This is a genomic window from Solibacillus ferritrahens (assembly GCF_037027585.1).
Taxonomy (GTDB): domain Bacteria; phylum Bacillota; class Bacilli; order Bacillales_A; family Planococcaceae; genus Solibacillus; species Solibacillus ferritrahens.
The window spans coordinates 1-17,848 of sequence record NZ_JAXCLE010000012.1; the positions used below are offsets into that span (position 1 = coordinate 1).

Annotated in this window: 21 protein-coding genes; 14 read left to right on the forward strand and 7 right to left on the reverse strand. The window is 35.4% G+C overall.

Translation table 11 applies throughout. The annotated features are described in order from the left end of the window. Nucleotides 1–11: 11 nt before the first annotated feature. The 3 genes from SNE38_RS12435 (at nt 12) to SNE38_RS12445 (ending at nt 1,745) form a co-directional block, all read left to right on the forward strand. Nucleotides 12–212 (forward strand): cold-shock protein, encoded by a 201-nt coding sequence (locus tag SNE38_RS12435; RefSeq protein WP_191703434.1) that lies wholly within the window; start codon nt 12–14, stop codon nt 210–212. Nucleotides 213–500: 288 nt separating this feature from the next. Then, the gene (locus SNE38_RS12440; protein WP_191703433.1) at nt 501–914 is read left to right on the forward strand and encodes a hypothetical protein; all 414 of its coding nucleotides are present in this window, start codon (nt 501–503) and stop codon (nt 912–914) included. A gap of 294 nt (nt 915–1,208) precedes the next feature. Beyond that, complete coding sequence (locus SNE38_RS12445; protein WP_191703432.1) at nt 1,209–1,745, forward strand: DUF1572 family protein; 537 nt, start codon at nt 1,209–1,211, stop codon at nt 1,743–1,745. Nucleotides 1,746–2,228: 483 nt separating this feature from the next. On the opposite strand, the gene SNE38_RS12450 is transcribed toward SNE38_RS12445, so the two are convergent. Then, a complete protein-coding gene (locus SNE38_RS12450; protein WP_191703431.1) occupies nt 2,229–3,416 on the reverse strand; it encodes an MFS transporter in 1,188 nt (395 codons plus the stop codon). Nucleotides 3,417–3,540: 124 nt separating this feature from the next. On the opposite strand from SNE38_RS12450, the gene SNE38_RS12455 reads away from it, so the two are divergent. From SNE38_RS12455 to SNE38_RS12480, 6 genes are all read left to right on the forward strand, one after another. Further along, nucleotides 3,541–5,169, forward strand: a complete 1,629-nt coding sequence (locus SNE38_RS12455) for an ABC transporter substrate-binding protein (protein ID WP_336046596.1) — start codon at nt 3,541–3,543, stop codon at nt 5,167–5,169. A gap of 152 nt (nt 5,170–5,321) precedes the next feature. Beyond that, nucleotides 5,322–6,278, forward strand: coding sequence for a cation diffusion facilitator family transporter (locus SNE38_RS12460; RefSeq protein ID WP_191703429.1), 957 nt, complete (start codon nt 5,322–5,324; stop codon nt 6,276–6,278). A 35-nt stretch (nt 6,279–6,313) separates the two neighbouring features. Further along, a complete protein-coding gene (locus tag SNE38_RS12465; protein ID WP_191703428.1) occupies nt 6,314–6,625 on the forward strand; it encodes an ArsR/SmtB family transcription factor in 312 nt (103 codons plus the stop codon). A 398-nt stretch (nt 6,626–7,023) separates the two neighbouring features. Continuing rightward, the gene (locus SNE38_RS12470) at nt 7,024–8,544 is read left to right on the forward strand and encodes a succinate CoA transferase (RefSeq protein ID WP_191703427.1); all 1,521 of its coding nucleotides are present in this window, start codon (nt 7,024–7,026) and stop codon (nt 8,542–8,544) included. A 36-nt stretch (nt 8,545–8,580) separates the two neighbouring features. Beyond that, complete coding sequence (locus SNE38_RS12475; protein WP_191703426.1) at nt 8,581–9,090, forward strand: YfiT family bacillithiol transferase; 510 nt, start codon at nt 8,581–8,583, stop codon at nt 9,088–9,090. Between the two features lie 89 nt (nt 9,091–9,179). Next, nucleotides 9,180–9,914, forward strand: coding sequence for an alpha/beta fold hydrolase (locus SNE38_RS12480; protein ID WP_191703425.1), 735 nt, complete (start codon nt 9,180–9,182; stop codon nt 9,912–9,914). A gap of 346 nt (nt 9,915–10,260) precedes the next feature. Here the strand turns inward: SNE38_RS12480 and SNE38_RS12485 are convergent, their stop codons facing one another. The 3 genes from SNE38_RS12485 to aac(6') form a co-directional block, all read right to left on the reverse strand. Continuing rightward, a complete protein-coding gene (locus tag SNE38_RS12485) occupies nt 10,261–10,521 on the reverse strand; it encodes a hypothetical protein (RefSeq protein ID WP_336046597.1) in 261 nt (86 codons plus the stop codon). Nucleotides 10,522–10,588: 67 nt separating this feature from the next. After that, nucleotides 10,589–10,834: a hypothetical protein gene (locus SNE38_RS12490; RefSeq protein WP_191703424.1), complete on the reverse strand. Its 246-nt coding sequence runs from the start codon at nt 10,832–10,834 to the stop codon at nt 10,589–10,591. Between the two features lie 31 nt (nt 10,835–10,865). After that, on the reverse strand, nt 10,866–11,300 hold the full coding sequence (gene aac(6'), locus SNE38_RS12495) for an aminoglycoside 6'-N-acetyltransferase (RefSeq protein ID WP_191703423.1): 435 nt from the start codon (nt 11,298–11,300) through the stop codon (nt 10,866–10,868). A 176-nt stretch (nt 11,301–11,476) separates the two neighbouring features. On the opposite strand from aac(6'), the gene SNE38_RS12500 reads away from it, so the two are divergent. Next, complete coding sequence (locus SNE38_RS12500; protein ID WP_336046598.1) at nt 11,477–12,022, forward strand: glutathione peroxidase; 546 nt, start codon at nt 11,477–11,479, stop codon at nt 12,020–12,022. A gap of 69 nt (nt 12,023–12,091) precedes the next feature. Here the strand turns inward: SNE38_RS12500 and ku are convergent, their stop codons facing one another. Beyond that, the gene (ku, locus tag SNE38_RS12505; protein ID WP_336046599.1) at nt 12,092–12,910 is read right to left on the reverse strand and encodes a non-homologous end joining protein Ku; all 819 of its coding nucleotides are present in this window, start codon (nt 12,908–12,910) and stop codon (nt 12,092–12,094) included. 117 nt (nt 12,911–13,027) lie between these two features. Here ku and SNE38_RS12510 point away from each other — a divergent pair, with 117 nt between their 5' ends. Next, nucleotides 13,028–14,854, forward strand: a complete 1,827-nt coding sequence (locus tag SNE38_RS12510) for a DNA ligase D (protein ID WP_336046645.1) — start codon at nt 13,028–13,030, stop codon at nt 14,852–14,854. An 81-nt stretch (nt 14,855–14,935) separates the two neighbouring features. Here SNE38_RS12510 and SNE38_RS12515 read toward each other — a convergent pair whose 3' ends face one another. Continuing rightward, on the reverse strand, nt 14,936–15,103 hold the full coding sequence (locus SNE38_RS12515; RefSeq protein WP_336046600.1) for a YjcZ family sporulation protein: 168 nt from the start codon (nt 15,101–15,103) through the stop codon (nt 14,936–14,938). 140 nt (nt 15,104–15,243) lie between these two features. Between SNE38_RS12515 and SNE38_RS12520 the strand changes: the two genes are divergently transcribed. The 3 genes from SNE38_RS12520 to SNE38_RS12530 all read left to right on the forward strand — a co-directional run bounded on the left by SNE38_RS12520 (nt 15,244) and on the right by SNE38_RS12530 (nt 17,475). Further along, on the forward strand, nt 15,244–15,669 hold the full coding sequence (locus SNE38_RS12520) for an acyl-CoA thioesterase (protein WP_336046601.1): 426 nt from the start codon (nt 15,244–15,246) through the stop codon (nt 15,667–15,669). A gap of 157 nt (nt 15,670–15,826) precedes the next feature. Beyond that, nucleotides 15,827–16,858: a site-2 protease family protein gene (locus tag SNE38_RS12525; RefSeq protein WP_336046602.1), complete on the forward strand. Its 1,032-nt coding sequence runs from the start codon at nt 15,827–15,829 to the stop codon at nt 16,856–16,858. 101 nt (nt 16,859–16,959) lie between these two features. Next, nucleotides 16,960–17,475, forward strand: coding sequence for a P-loop NTPase family protein (locus tag SNE38_RS12530; protein WP_336046603.1), 516 nt, complete (start codon nt 16,960–16,962; stop codon nt 17,473–17,475). A 97-nt stretch (nt 17,476–17,572) separates the two neighbouring features. On the opposite strand, the gene SNE38_RS12535 is transcribed toward SNE38_RS12530, so the two are convergent. Then, on the reverse strand, nt 17,573–17,773 hold the full coding sequence (locus SNE38_RS12535) for a DUF4177 domain-containing protein (RefSeq protein ID WP_191703513.1): 201 nt from the start codon (nt 17,771–17,773) through the stop codon (nt 17,573–17,575). Nucleotides 17,774–17,848: the final 75 nt, after the last annotated feature.

Below are 17,848 nucleotides of genomic sequence, written 5' to 3' on the forward strand. Positions count from 1 at the left end.
AGGTCATTTAAATGACACAAGGTACAGTAAAATGGTTTAACGCAGAAAAAGGTTTTGGATTTATCGAAGTTGAAGGCGGAAACGACGTATTCGCTCACTTCTCAGCAATCCAAGGCGACGGATTCAAATCTTTAGACGAAGGTCAAAAAGTTGAATTCGGTATTGAAGACGGTCAACGTGGCCCACAAGCTACAAACATCGTAAAACTTTAATTTTAATGATGTAACCATACAAAAGAGGTATCCTTTAATTAGGATGCCTTTTTTTGCGTTTATTTTTTTGTTATAGCGTTTTAGAAGATGAAGATTCGAGAGGTAATATAAAATCAGATTCCTCAATATTAAAATTACTTTTTATGGGATTTAAAAAGTTAATCACTTAATGTTACCAAACGTCGCTTTGGGTGCGTTTTTTTATTCAACTACCGAGGTAGGTTTATTGAATAAAAATTAACAAGATACGAAGAATAAGGAGTAAACGTAAACCTGGGGTGAGTGTTGATGGTTAAGCATTACTTAGTCTTATTAGGATTTATATTAATTGTTCTTACTTCTATGCAAGTAGCAAAATCAGAAACAATACCAAAAGCAGAAGAAATGTATGTCACAACGGAGGATATTATTTCTGACATTATCTTCCCAACTATTGATAAAAGAGTTATCAAAGAGTATGGAGGAGATAATCGTCTTATTTGGCAATGGAAAAGGATTGTTGGTATTACTTACAACGAGAATCATTCCTATGATGTTACTGTAAGAATTGAGATTCCTTCAAAAAAGCCTAACGGGAATGTTAAAGAAGATTTGGTTAAGGTAAGAATATCCCCGTCCTGTGATAGTGAGAAGATTAATAAGCAGAAATGTAATCACGGTTTCGAAATTGAAATATTAGACTACAAACATTTATCTCAATAAGAAATATTACCTTTAACTAAACGCAACAGTGATTTATAAAGTATACAAAGTAAACCTAATAAACATTCACATTTGGGAACCAATACCTCCTATTCAATTGAATAGGGGGTATTTTGGCTGCTCGTGAACGATAAATTCCCAAACAATGCTTTACGTGCATTTTCGTTATTCAACAATCGGTCCATATCATTTAATTAAAGAAGGGTTTTCCTTTTATTAATCGAACCTAATTGTATGAAGTTTATTTAGTAATTAAGCAACACATTACAACTAATTAAAGGGGGGGTACTACTAATGAATTTGGGAAAGGAATATTTAAAAGTTGTCTTAGAACGGTTTAAAAGTGTCAAAAATCTTGGAGATAAGACAATAAATCTATTATCAGAAGACGAGATTCATTGGAAATTAAATGATGAATCTAATAATGTTGCTGTTATTGTAAAACATTTAAGTGGAAATATGGTGTCTAGATGGTCTGATTTTTTAACTTCAGATGGAGAAAAATCTTATAGGAATCGAGATCAAGAATTCGAAGAGTCTAGAGTATCAAAGGAAGAATTGTTTGGAATTTGGGAAAAAGGTTGGCAGATACTTTTTGAGGCATTAACTAATTTGGAAGAGCAGGATTTATTAAAAAATATTTATATCCGTAGTGAAAAGCATCTAGTAATTGATGCAATAGAAAGACAAATGGTTCATTATTCTTATCATATAGGACAAGTTGTTTACATTGGAAAACAAGTAAAGGATAAAGATTGGAAAAACCTTAGTATTCCAAAAGGACAATCAAAGGAATACTTAGAATATATGGAGAAAAAACATAAAGGATAATAAGTTAAGACACCTTAGTTCATTAAGGATTTATAAAGCATATAAAAATTAACCTAATAACGTTCCCAAATGCAAGTTTGGCAAGAAGCGAAAAGGGCAGAAATGTTATTAAATCAACGTTTCTGCTTACTCTATTGGTACATTGTTTATGCGTTGTTTTATACACTTTTACTAAAACTCAATGCGGACAACGGTTTGAGCGTATTTTGGGGAATGTTGCGTCATTGGTTTTCTTGTATAAAATCATGCATATCCTTATGGTTTGTAAATCCGCATTTTTCGAAGTAACCTCAATTAGATTTAAATATTTCATCAAAAAACGCACAGAAATAATCTGAGCATTTTTAATCGCCATTTATATAATTAGCGTGTCATTTACATTGTTTTTAATATTATTCTTCCCATCAACCGAACCCGATATTTAATTAGGAAGCTTTTTTTATGAAGTGAATACACCCTTACTCCCATCCTTAAAACGTCAGCTCAAACCGTTTTCGTAAATTTCGTTTTAAATAGAATGAAAACATTAATGGAAATAATGATTGCACTTATAAGAAATATCGGCGGAATGGCAAAGTGATCTGCCCAGTAACCTCCAACAAGTAGGCCAAAAGGTAAAGCGAGTTTCATAATCATCGAAGTTGTACCAGCAACACGACCTAATAGATGATTGGGCGTTGTTTCTTGACGTAGTGCAAGGTAGACAATATTTGTCATCGTTGAAATTGCTGTACGCAAGGCTAATAAAATCCCTAATAGCCACCAAGTTTGTGCAAACATAAAAGTAATTAAAATAAGAACTTCCACTGCCATTGAATATGTATAAATTTGTCCTCTTCGATATTTATTACGAAGCGGTCTAATTATTTTTGCTCCCAATATGCCACCAAAAGCTGATAGTGTTAGCATGAAGCCAAGCTCCTCTTTAGTAAACTGCAGCGTATCTAGCGCATAAAACGTTAGCACACCGATAATTAGGCTTGAGGCGAAATTTGAAAAGAAAATTGTCCATGTTTGTATAAACAGCGACTTATTTCTGATCAGCTCATCATAGCCTTCTTTTAAATCCTGCCAAAGTGATTGAGAAGACCGTTTTGGATTAGGTACCTTCTGTAGTAGGGCTGTTACGAAAACAATGAGCAGATTACAACCTACAAAAAGCCATAAAAATACAGCATTTGAACTCCAAAGCAGAAGCATACCTAATAGTCCAGGTCCGATAATGGAAATTAGGGTACTTTGTAACGACAATCTTGTTTGAATCTCTGTCATTTGCGAACGCTCAAACAGCTGCGGCATAATCGCATTTGTCGCGCTGCCGATCATATAGCCGAGCGAAGAAATAACAAAACCGAGCACATATACAGACCAAAGTGAAAACTCGGTTGTCGTTAGCACTACTGTTAAAGTAAATGCAAATAGTGTACGGATGACATTTCCCCAAAGCATAGTTAGGCGACGATTCATACGGTCTACAAGCACCCCAATGAACATTCCTAATAGCACATTAGGTAAGAAATCCATTAAGCGCATTGTACTCATAGCAATGGCTGATTTTGTATATTCATACAAGATAAGCGGTAATATAAAGGAAAATGTTGTCATTGAAATATTCACTAATAATGAAATTACATACAGCTTCTGGAAATTTGGATTTTTAAGTAAATTCATATAGCACCTCCACTTAAAGAAGTTTAGAATAAAATAACTGGAACAAAAAGTGATTGGAAAAATAGACTTGTTCACCTTTTAAGGAGGAATTATGGAATACGAGTTTACGTTAAGCAAATTTTTTATGAAAGATCAACGTATGGAAACGTCTATTGCGGAAATAGCCGAGCTTTTAAATTGTTCTACACGCTACGCCAAAACGATAGTACATCAGCTTGAGAAAAATCAGAAAATCCGATGGGAAACCGCGCGTGGTCGGGGAAAGAAGCCGTTTATTACGATGCTGAGAAATTCAGATACCATTTTACTAGAATGGATATCTCAGCTTTGGGAAATCGGGAATTATGAAGTCGCATTGGAAATTATAAAACGTTATGACATGACCCAAAATTTAAATATTCAGGCGTGGTTAAATTCAAAATTAGGTCTGCAATCCATTGAAGATGAGCATATATTTGTTCAGCAAATGTATGAAGTTGAACTTTTTCTAGATCCTTTAGAATCAATTTCAAGACATGATTCCCATATGATGGAGCAAATTCATGAAACACTTTTTGGGATTGATGAAAATGGCAATATATTTAATAATTTAGTATTTGCCTATGATACACAGGATTATCGCACATGGTCTTTCGTATTAAAGAAAGGCGTCAAGTTTCATGATGGTACAATACTGACGGCGGAGGAGGTCGTAGCTTCGATTGCCTATATTAGTGAGCGTTACAAAGAAATTTATGAAATTGAACAAATGAATGTCCTTAGTAAATACGAACTTCTTGTACAGCTGAAAAAGCCATTTTCCTTACTGCCAACCTTTTTTGCTAGTCCGAGATTAGTCATGCTAACCAAATCCCTCAATCCAGAAATCGGCTGTGGACCCTTTCAGCTTAAGCAGCTTTCAAATGACAAAATTATTTTGGAGGCGTTTCATTCTTATTTTAAAGAACGTCCTTGGATTGACCGAGTGGAGCTGTTTATAACGGAAAGCGATGTCGCAAGTCCTATTTCCCATATGCCGATTGAGGACGAACCTTATCGTGTCATTGAACAGCAGGAGGAAGGTGCAACATATTTATTTTTTAATAGTAACCGTGAAGCCTTCTCAAGTGTAGAGGCAAGAGCCTATATATGGCATAACATCTTACCTGAGCAATTTGTATTAAATCCGTATTACGAGCAACCTGCGTACGGCTGGCTGACTTCATCAAATAAAGTACAAGTAGAAACCCCACAGCTAATAAAACCCGACTTGAAAGAGCCGATTATTATTGGGTATCAGCAAATTCGTGAAGGGGTGAACCATCTTCCACAGGCAGAAAAGCTTCAGGAGATTTTAGCAGAGCATAATATTGAAGCGAAACTCGAATGTATTAATTTTCAACAGCCAACAGCAGAACGATTTAATAAGATGGACCTATTTGTTGGTGGTATGGCTATTTTAAGGAATCTAAATCTATCCTTTTATAATTATTACACTACATACGGAAAAAACTTAATTGCTACAATGAATGCACAGGATTGTAGTAAGGCATTCAATATATTTGAAGAAGCGAAAACGTCACATAATCCATTGCTTCAATTTGAGGAACTTGAGCAATTTCTGCAAACGTCATACCATCTGAAATTTTTAAAACACCGTAAGCATTACTATTATGTTCGGGATAATTCTAACTTTGATCATGTGGTGTTTGATAGCCATGGACGAATTGATTATCGGAAACTTTATATTTCGGCAAATGAACATAAAAAATGATAAATACCTAAAATATAAGCCCCTCACTCTTTTTCAGAAGTAAGGGGCTTATGAATTTTTAGGCGAATGTAATTGACAATTCTGCCAATAAATAATAAGTTATATATGAGTATATGTTCATATATATAAAATTAATTGTGGAGGGGTTTTAAATGGGGGATCACGATCACCATCATCATCATTCTCATAGCACGAACAAGAAAGTATTGTTCATTTCCTTTTTAATCATTACAAGCTTTATGATTGTCGAAGCGATTGGAGGTTTCTTGACAAATAGTCTTGCTCTTCTTTCAGATGCAGGTCATATGTTAAGTGACGCCGTATCGCTTGGTATTGCATTGTTGGCCATCATTTTGGCTGAAAGGGTCGCTAATGGCAGTAAAACATTCGGCTATAAACGTATTGAAATATTGGCCGCTACTTTAAATGGATTAACTTTAATCGTTATTGCATTGTTTATTTTCTATGAAGCAATCCAAAGGTTCATGAATCCACCGGAAGTCGCATCAATAGGGATGCTAATCATTAGTAGTATTGGGTTAGCGGTAAATATACTAGTGGCATGGATTATGCTACGCGGTGCAGATACGAAAGAGAATTTAAATATGCGTGGAGCCTATTTACATGTAATTAGCGACATGATTGGTTCAATCGGTGCCATTGTGGCAGCTTTACTTATTTTGATTTTTGATTGGGGTTGGGCAGATCCATTAGCCAGCATATTTGTAGCGGCACTTGTTATTCGTAGCGGTTACCACTTAACGAAAGCTTCTTTGCATATTTTAATGGAAGGAACACCTTCAGATATAAATGTGGAGGATATCATTCATACGATTGAACAGCATAGTGAAATTAAAGCGATTCATGATTTGCATATATGGACAATTACTAGTGGGTTAAATGCCATGTCGTGCCATGTAGTAGTGAATGAAAATTTAACGATAAAAGAAAGCGAGCAGCTTCTCGATAAAATAGAACACGACTTACTTCATCAAAATATTCACCATGTGACAATACAAGTTGAAACTAATACACATAAACATGACAGTTCCATTTATTGCACAGTCAAGCAGGATACGAATGCACATCACCACCACCATCATCATTAATACTTTTAATTTAATAAGAAATGAGTGTTAATATTATGTCGATAGAAAAGAGAACACAACACGAACTGGATGACGAAACTTTATTTGTCGTATCGCAAACATTTAAAGCATTAAGTGACCCTACGCGGATACGTATTTTAAATATGCTATGCTGTGAGGAACATTCAGTAAATGATATAGCGGAAACGCTGGATTTAAATCAATCCGCTGTTTCCCATCAATTGCGTTTTTTGAAAAATCTGCGCTTAGTAAAGTTTCGCCGGGAAGGAACGACATTGTATTATTCAAGCGACGATGATCATATTATCAACCTGCTTCATCAGGCAATTGATCATGCAAAACATTAAAGTCAGAGTTCATTTCGTTGCTTAAAATTGCATAGTCTTTAGCCTTTGTAAGTACCAGATATAAAAAATAGCACACGCTAAATTATTCATAAATATATATTATGATTTCGATATAATGTGCAAGAGTAAATTAAGTATGCTTTATATCGTTAAACGATCGGATTAAAGGGATTCAACAATTCCTTAATCCGATTTTTTATATGAATCCCTTTACTAGGATAATAGATTATTTCTATCATTATGATAGGTATGATGTAATAGACGAACGGGAATGCTCTCATTACAATATAGATAAGGCAATTAAAAAATATAGTGTCTTGGATTTTTTAATTGGCAATAAGAATTTCTTATGATTCATCGTAACAACGAATTAAAAAACTATTTTGGGGTGATTGTTAATGGAAAAAGATTTAAGTCAATTCATCAGAAATGAAGCGTTTTTAAGTAAAGTTGTTTCGGCAGAAGAAGCCGCTTCTTGGATTGAGGACGGTATGAACCTTGGAATGAGTGGCTTTACACTTTTCGGGGAGCCAAAAGAATTTCCACTTGCACTATCTAGACGTGGTGAGAAAGAAAATTTCAAAGTCAATTTATATACTGGCGCATCTTTAGGTCCAACTGCAGATCAATCGATGGCAGAGGCGGATATCGTTAGCTTACGTGTTCCTTATCAAGGAAATGCCGTTATGCGCGGGAAAATCAATGCAGGAGAAATATTCTATATTGATCAGCATTTATCACATACAGCAGAAGAAGTGAGAAAAGGATCGTTAGGGAAAATCGATTATGCTATTATCGAAGCAGCAGCTATTACGGAAGATGGGCTGATTATCCCAACTGGATCTGTAGGTAATTCGCCTATTTTTGTAGAAAAGGCTGAAAACGTTATCATCGAAATCAATACAACGGCGCCAAAAGCTTATGAAGGACTTCATGACATTTATGTTCAGAAGGCACAAGGTGAACGTAAAGAAATACCGGTATACGGTGTTGCAGATCGTATTGGTGAGATCGGGATAAAAGTAGATCCAGCCAAGGTAAAAGGGATCGTTTTATCAGAACAGCCGGATGTTCCTTCTCCGTTATTTGAGCCAAATGAAGAAACACAGAAAATTGCAGATCATTTATTGGATTTCCTTGCCAGTGAAGTGGAAGCAGGGAAATTACCAGAATCATTAGCTCCATTACAATCTGGAGTTGGATCTGTTGCAAATGCTGTTTTGAATGGCATGCAAAAATCTCAGTTTAAAGATATAGAAGTATTCTCGGAAGTTCTGCAAGATGGCGTATTCGATTTAATCGATGCAGGTATCGTGAAATTTGCAGCAGGTACTGCCTTCTCATTATCGAAAAAACGTGTTGATCAACTTGCAGAAGATTTGGAAAAGTATAAAGATAAAATTATGTTTAGACCACAGGAAATCTCAAACAATCCGGAAGTTATTCGCCGTTTAGGTGTTATTTCATTTAATACAGCGCTTGAAGTCGACATTTATGGAAATGTCAATTCAACACATGTAAATGGTACAAAAATCATGAACGGTATTGGTGGATCGGGTGACTTTGCCCGTAATGCCCGAATTACAATCTTTGTAACGTCTTCTTTAGCGAAAAATGGTGCCATTTCAACAATCGTTCCATTCGTGTCGCATATTGACCATACAGAGCATGATGTAGATGTAATTGTTACGGAGCAAGGATACGCGGATCTTCGCGGACTCCCACCAGTAAAGAGAGCCGAAAAGCTAATTGAAATTGCGCATCCTAATTATCAAGCGCAATTACGTGCCTACTTTGAAGAGGCGAAAGAGAAAGTTGGCGGTCAAACACCACATATTCTAGAAAAGGCATTTTCTTTCCATACGAATTTGAAAGAGCATGGAACGATGCTAATCGAGGATACTAAAATTAATAATTAACAATGATTGTACTGAAAAAAAGGTGGTGCTTCAAAAATGGATGTACAATTTCCAATTGGTAAATTAGCAGTTCCTGAAAATGTGACATTAGATAATATTCAGGAGTGGGCAAAACAAATAGAAACGTATTCAACTCGTATAAATGAAACGGTGGCTGGATTAAGCACCGAAGAATTAAACAAAACATACCGTGAAGGCGCCTGGACAGTCCGCCAGCTTGTCCACCATATTGCAGACTCACAGTTGAATATGTATCAACGTTTAAAACTTGCTTTAACAGACGATAATCCTACGGTACCGGCTTTTGATGAAGAAAAGTGGGCAGTTCAGCCGGATACCGAAATTCCTGTTGAAAGCTCTCTTAAAATGCTGGAGGGGATTAATGAGCGTATTGTAGCTTTAGCGCATCATTTAACAGAAGAGCAATTAGGACGTGTATTCACGCACGAAACAAATGGTGAAATTTCTGTAGCGACTAAGGTAGCGAAACTGGCATGGCATGAAGAGCACCATTTAGCTCATATTAAAATCGCATTATCAAAATAATAGCTCATTACAGAATTGGCTTATCTAAACTTGATAAGCCAATTTTTGGTATGATGAGTATTATCTCTAAATAGCTAGGGGGTGTAAATTTGATTTACTACGAACAATACGGGGATCCTAATCGTCCGACAATCATACTTTTACATGGGGCAATGGCAGTACATACATTTGCACAGCAATATAATTTATTGAAAGAGTATCATATCGTTTTACCTCATTTATATGGCGCAGGAAAGTCAGTTGAAATACTTTACGAACCCGAAAAATTATCGCTGGAAATTGTAGAATTGATAAGGGCACTTAAGAAGCCGAATGTTGGTATTATTGGTCATTCTATTGGCGCTCAGCTTGCGGTCAAATTAGTAAGTGGCAATCCAGAGCTGTTTTCATTTGCTGTGTTTCTTAGCGCGAATATATCGCCGAATGAAAAGACAATTCAAATGTATTGTAAATTTGCTCCTATAACTGTGAGGCTGCTGCGATCAAATTGGATTGTAAAAATGCAGGGGAAGTATTGGAATTATTCGAAGGAGCAGGCGAATGATATGGGGGAGTATGCCCAAAAAATTACCGAAGAGAATTACAGAGCGTTTTTCACTGAAACGTTAAATATTATCAATCTACCTCACTTTTATAAAGTTTCAGTACCGATGCTTGCGATTTGTGGTGAGCGTGAAAGCAAAGACATAAAAGATTCCCTTAAATTGCTAGGGGAAAATGAGCATTGTAATGCAGCGACTATTTCAAAAGCAGGTCATGATTTCCCGATGCGTAATGCCGAGAAGTTAAACCCGATTTTAATCGAGTTTATTCAAAGGCTATAAACAATGGTACGGATTACGAGACTAATTGGTGCGGTTGAAGCGAAAGCTACCCATTAAGAATAAGGGAACTGTCTAAAAGAGTACCATTAGATTCATACGGATTTACAACGATAAGAAATATACCCGATTTTATGCAATACCACTCCCAACACAGCTCTCAGTTAAAGTTGGCTAAACTATTGCTGGAACTGACTTTATGAAAGCGTGCATAAAACAACATATACATAATGTTCCAGCAAAAAGCCATAAACGTTAAATTATCAGTGTTTATGGCTTTTTGACGTGTTCTCAAACTTTCAGAACGTTTATTAAGTTTGTTTTGTATTCTTTATAAATCCTTATTGAACTAACTTCTCTTTCTCAACAATAAATAGAAAATAAAGCCACTAAGAGTAAATATAACCGTACCAACAAAGACCTTTACTAATGAGACACTTATTTGAATATCATCAGTTGTTGCATCTTTTATCTCCATTACTGACCACCAGTTATCAATTGAAGATTCATATATAGAGAAGTATAGCCATAATAAATAACAAAAGAAAACAAATAAAAAAACACCGAATTTTCTATTCATAACATTCCCTTTCTCCAGACGGTATCCCAATAAGGGGTGCATTTTTTCATTTCTCTTTTTCTTGTAGATATTAATTCTGCATTGTCTTTGTCTCATACTAACTATATAAAGCATCAAATGTAGGTTGAATTACGCCATTTTCTACAATATCATTTAATACAGTCCTTTTTATTAACTCAATCGAATCTATTGTTACTGATGATTCGCCTGTCCATTCAAATGGAACAACGAGATGATAAGTTTCTTTTGATATAAGTTCGAATCCAAAATTCCCTATAAGAAATTCACCTGTTTTAGCCTCTTCCTGTTCACTGCAACCTATTACCGTAAATATTAAGCACAAGAAACTTACACATAATAAAATTTTTTCATATTTAAAGCTTTTTCGTAAAGCATATTATGCGGTTTGCTTCGGTAAAGCCTAATTTTAAATGTACATGGAGGCTTGCTGTATTGGACAGTTCACAATCACTCGCAAACTCCGTGCAGCCTTTATCTTTTGACCATTGTTCACATGCTTGAACCAGACCTTTTGCAAAGCCTTGCTCACGGTAATGTTCAACTACGTATAAACCTTCCAAATATCCAACAGGACTTGAATCTGTTCCTTCTACATAGTCGTATCGAAGCTGACATTGAGCAAACCCAATCACTTCCTCCTCACTAAAACCCAAAAAGATAGCACTGTTAGGATTCTCAATCGCTTCTTCCATGTTTTGAATGAATTCCTGTAAATCATTATCTGGCCAAAGTTGTAAAGCAAGTTGTGCTGTCACAGTTGCCTGTTCAATCGAAGCTAATTTAATCATAGTATCCTCCTAATTGGAAATATAATAATATAATATCAAAATTTGAGAATCAATTTCTTAAATAGAAAAAATATATTTCTGATAATCTCTCTTAATTTTTTACTTTCTAATAGATGTTTTGTACTATATATTAGTAGGATAAAATATTTACCGAAATTTAAATTAGGGGGATCTAAATGAGTATTTATAATTATTTGGCAAGAAAAACGAACGGTGAGATTTTATCGATGGAAACGTATCGAAATCAAGTGATGTTAATTGTCAATACGGCTAGTAATTGTGGTTTTACATATCAATATGAGGATTTACAAAAATTATTTGAACGATACGGCAATAAAGGTTTTAACGTTCTTTCATTTCCATGCAATCAATTCGGTGAGCAAAACCCCGAAGATGGCGCAACATCTGCACTGCAATGTAAAACGCAGTTCGGGGTGACTTACCAAGTATTCGATAAAATAGATGTTAATGGCAACAAGACTCATCCTTTATTCAACTATTTAAAGCATGAAGTCGATTGTCCTGAATTTGTCCGCGATACAATGCAGCAAAAACATTTGTATGACAGGATTCAGACAAATTACCCTGACTATTTAATCGGCCGCAATATACGTTGGAATTTCACGAAATTTCTCGTAGACCGTAATGGACGTGTCATTCAAAGATTTGAGCCGGATAGTTCGTTTATAGATATTGAAAAGGCTATTGAAACGTTGCTATAATCGTCAGCTTTTCAAAAAAAGATACTAAAAAGAGCAAACACGCATAATTGCGCATTTGCTCTTTTAATTTTAAGCGTTTTTCTTCGTTCGGGTTGTGCGCTTTCTTGGTGCTGGTTTTTTCGTTTTTTCGAGTGATGCTTGAAGGGCAGACATTAAATCTGTCACATTATCAGGAAGTGGTCGTTTTTCATTGACTGATACGGTACTTCCAGCCTTTTTATCTTCAATTAATTGCATTAGCGCCGTACGGTATTCATCTGTATATTTTGAAGGGTCAAACACGGTTGTCAATTGTTCTACTAACATGAGCGCAGTATCGAGCTCTTTTTGAACAACAGTATCCACATCCGGTATATTTGGTACATCGCCGATACTTCTCACCTCATCAGGGAAATGGATTGTCTCCATAACTAAAGCATCCTTGTAAACCCGGACCACCGCTAATTGTTCTTTGGAACGTATGATGATTTTTGCAACACCGATCTTACCGGATTCTTCTAATGTCCTTCTTAGTAATGCGTAAGCTTTTGACCCAGTTGCATCGGGGGAGAGAAAATACGTTTTTTCAAAATAAATGGGGTCAATTTCTTCTAACTTTACAAAATCTATAATTTCAACTGCTTTATCATCATTTTCTTTACGTAAATTTTCCAATTCTTCGGCATCCAGTATGACAAATTTATTTTTGGAGTACTCATAAGCCTTTACGATATCTTCCTCAGTTACTTCTTTCTCACAGCCTTCACATACTTTTTTATAGCTTATTGGCGTATTACATTCTTTATGAAGTTGCCTTAGTTTAATATCCTTATTTTCAGTAGCCGCATGAAGTTTCACTGGAATATTGACTAATCCAAAGCTAATACTTCCTTTCCAGACAGTATGCATGCATATTTCACCTCATTTTTCCTTACTATGGAGCTAAAGATTAATTTTTATGTATTGTCTTAGTGAAAAAAACTAAAGATAGTAGAAAAACGAAAGTTGGTTGGAAATTTGAAACCAATGTTATTAACTGATTCAAATGAAATACCAGTCGGTGATTGGTTATATGAATCGAAGTATGATGGTTACCGTTGCATTCTATCATGGGATAAAGACATACATTATCCAGTTTTGAAATCAAGAAACGATAATATACTTAATGAAAAATTCCCGGAAATTATAAAGTACTGTGAGAGTATCTACGACAAGATAGCCCCACATTTACCCCTAATATTGGACGGGGAAGTGGTTTACCTTAAAAATGATTTTCAAAGTGAATTTTCTATTGTACAAAAGCGGGGAAGAATGAATAATCCCCAAACTATTAATTCCAATGCCGATACTTTTCCTTGTCACTATATTGCTTTTGATATATTGCAATATAAGGGGAAGCCAAAATTAAATAGCCAGTTGACTACTAGAAAGCAAATGTTGACAAAGTTTTTTGATTCGATAAATCACCCTACAACTGTAAGTTACATTGATGAGAGGCGACTGCAGGCAATTGATGCTGTTGAAGATAGTGATTTAATTTGGGAAAGGGTGAAAACGCATAATGGGGAAGGGGTTATTGCCAAGAAAAAAACAAGTAAATGGGTTGAAGGAACAAGATCAACAAGCTGGCTAAAAATTAAAAACTGGAAATATGTAGATGTTATCTTAACAAAATTCGATAAATCCAATGGCTTTTTTGCAGGTGCAATTTATAAAGAGGATAATCTACTGGAAATTGTCTCATTTAAACACGGTCTAAAAGAAGAGGAAAATAAAACACTAACGACTTTTTTTAAGACATATGGCACTTCACTAGGTAATGAAGTTTCGGAAATCCCTCCTTCCATATGTGTTTCAATTGCCTGTATCGATTTTGATGGCAGTAAATTAAGGGAACCAAGATTTCATTCTTTCCAGCATACTATAAATCCCGACGAATGCAGCTGGAACAATATGCAACGTCAATTAAATCCAATACCTGAAAATGTAGTTGTAACACATCCAGATAAACCGGTCTTTCCGGTAAATGCGATTATTAAAGATGATTATTTACTTTATCTTCAAAAGGTCGCACCGTTTATGATGCCTTTTTTAAAGGATCGGTTATTAACAGTTATCCGTTACCCTCATGGCTTACCAGGGGAAAGTTTTTATCAGAAAAACTACCTAGAAAATATACCGGACTATGTAACAACACATATTGCTGAAGAAACGAATTGTGTTATTTGCAATAATATCGAAACGCTTTTATGGCTAGGAAACCAATTAGCTATAGAATTTCACATTCCATTTCAGACGATTCATACGGATAAACCTACCGAAATCGTTTTTGATTTGGACCCACCATCCGTGGAGGAATTTCATTTAGCGGTGAATGCTGCATTAAAACTTAAAGCAATACTGGATCATTTTAGTCTGCAATCATTTATTAAAATCTCAGGTGGGAAAGGAATGCAAGTCTATATTCCGCTGCCTTTCAACACTTTTACATATAAAGAAACCGGTATTTTTACTGAATTTGTATGTAAATTTTTAGAACAACAGTATCCTAAATGGTTTACAGTAGAGCGACTCAAAAAAAACAGAGAAAATAGATTGTATTTAGATTACGTCCAGCATCGGGAAGGGAAGACAATTGTAGCGCCCTATTCTACGCGGGGCAACGCAAATGGATTGGTAGCCGCGCCTTTATACTGGGATGAGGTCAACGAACATTTGAAGCCGAAAAAGTTTACCACTATTCATGTCATGGAACGCATTCTTATACTCGGTAATCCATTTAGAGAATTTAAGGAAGCTGGAGAAAATCAACCTTTCAAAACGGCTTTGGATCAAATGAATGGTCTAGGTTAACAACTATTAAAAGGGGCACTCGGGGGAAGTGACCCTTTTAAATGTTAGCAACAGATGGTTGGTTTTTATTTATACAAGCTATTAATAGGCGAAAGAAGCGCCGACAATAACTAAAAGAATGAATAGTACAACAATTAGGACGAATGTTGAACCAGTACCGCCGCCACTATTTCCACCACCACCGCCACCGTATCCGTAGCCGTAGTTGTTATTACCTTGGTATCCTTCTTGGTATCCTTGATATCCCATCAATGTCACCTCCTTCTTCGTTATCCTATTCAACGAAAGAGGAATGATTAGGGGCATTAGAACATAAATATTTAGATTGTGTTATTTATTGTTACAATTCGCCATTTTTAAAGCTATAATACCTTCTAGAGGTGAAGAGAATGTTTATTTCAGAAACAACAGTAGAAGTGCGTTATGCTGAAACCGATCAGATGGGTGTTGTGTATCATGCAAATTATCTTGTATGGTGCGAAATAGGGCGTACGCAAATTCTAAAGGATTTAGGGTTTAATTATGCAAAGCTTGAGGAAGATGGCTACTTATCGCCAGTTATGGACTTTTCGATTCAGTACAAGGCAGCAATGCGCTATGGACAGACTGCGACAGTACGGACTTGGATCGAGGAGCATACGAAGCTGCGTACTACATATGGCTATGAAATTTTACATGAAGACGGAACTGTTGCTGTAACGGCAAAGTCTCAGCATATTTTAGTGAAAAAGGAAAATTTCCGCCCAGTAGCATTAAAAAAGGTAGACCCAGAGTGGGATGCTAAATATGCAGAAGTGGCGAAAATTAAGGGTTAATACTTAATTATTTTATACGAACTAAAAGGAGCTTAACTGTACAAACAGTTAGGCTCCTTTAATTTTCAATTCCAGGTGGTAAAGGTATCTATTATACTGTTTTACTATATATGGATATAATTAGGGCGAGACAATAGCAGATTATGGGGGAAGAAGCATGCAATTTTTTAAAAGTCCATTAGGAGTGACAATTTTATTTACACTAGTTGCGCTCGGTTTTCAATTAACAGCTTTCGCGGAAACATTTCAGACGATTTGGTTATTTAGTTTGCTCGCTATTGCGACATTTTTTATCCATGAACTAGGGCATGCCTTGTTTGCAGTGGCGGCAGGGTATCAGTTTAACTTTTTAACGGCCGGACCTATTACGATTGAACGTAATAAGATTAGCGCTAATAAAAGCTGGGCGTTTTTCGGTGGCGTCGCAAGTTGTTTGCCAAAAACAGATGACTTACAAATTATTCGTCGTCAACATCTTTGGTTTGCAGCAGGGGGACCAATTATTTCGCTAATAGTAGGTAGCAGTTCTCTTATTTTAGGCTATATTCTTAATTTGCAAATTATATTATTGTTCGGAATATTGAATGTAGTTATTTTTCTAGTGACAGCTATTCCATTTAACGGAGGAATGAAATCAGATGGACGTGTAATACTGGAACTACTATCGGGTAAAGATCAGAATCAGTTCGTTAGCTCGCTTATACTGATGAAAGAAATGATGACACCGGTTCACCCGACATCATGGTCAAGCAATTTAGTAGAGCAAGCAAGAACAGTACAACCAAGTGAGGAAAATATTAGTACTAGCTATTTGCTGTTTTACTATGATTTATTGAAGCATAATTTTGAAACTGCTTCACAATCCATAACTGAATATAAATCAATCCCAGTGACAAAGAAAAATAAAATGACAATGCAATTCATTACACATATAAAGCAACTGGATTTAGTGATGCAGAGGCATACAGCATTAGAGGAAATGCACGACTTACATAAGATGATGGCGCCAATTGAGCCGATTAGCTATAAGCGTAGTGAGTGGATGATTGCGAAACTTTCCGGAAATGAAGCTTTGGCATCGACTAAACTAGCAGAACACCGCAAACAAATCGAACAAGGTAAATCACAATTCGGATTTTTCTATGCGGAAGAAAGACTGACAGATTTAGTTGAGGAAAAGTTAAAGTAATGTCTAGAGATTAATGAAAGCACTGGGCAGGTATTTAAAGAGGTCAATCCAGCTATAATATCGAAATGTTTATATAATTAACCGGAACGGAGTTGGTGTGGTTGGGGGAGACAATATGCAAACGAATACATATTATTGGCTCTGTTGGAAGTGGTAAAACAACTTTAGCAAAGGAACTATCTTCAACGTTCAATATACCGTATTACGAATTAGATAATGTAGTATGGATCAGGCATGAGTCTGGAGATATAAGAAGAACGGAACAAGAAAGACAAGCATATTTAAATAGTATATTACAGTTAGACAGTTGGATCATTGAAGGAATACACAATGAAGACTGGGTAAGCGGTTGTTTTCATAGTGCAGATTTGATTTTATTTTTAAATACAAAATACTCAATAAGAACTTACCGTATTATAAAGAGGTTTTTAAAACAAAAATTTCGAATAGAGCAAGCAAATTATAAACCAACATTAACTATTTTCTTTAAAATGTTTAAATGGAATCGTTATTTTGAAGAAGTTGGTAAGGTTAATTTTTTCAGTAAATATGGGATACATAAAGATAAGATAAAGGTTATTAATAATACCAAAAGTGTGAAGAAGTACTTTAATTAAAATGCTATTTATTAAAAATAAATTCTAAACAGTATAACCCCTTCCTAATTTTATGAAAGGGGTTATACTTATTTTAATAATAGCTAAAATCAGATTCTTAATTTTTGTTAATTTCTTTTTCAAAAATCAACTCAAAGTTCTCTGCAGACCCGTAACCGACAACACTTGGTGCAAAAATTTGAACGAGTCTCCAGCCATTTTTTGCCTCTTCATTTACAATTTCACGGTAATCCTCTTTTGCCGTTGCCTTCATTAATCCTTGCTTTAATTCAATTTGAATAAATTTGTATTCATACATCATTATTCACCCCCTCAGGCTTAGTAAAATTTCTCCCATTATAAAATTCGTTAAGTATATGGTTAAACCTTTAAT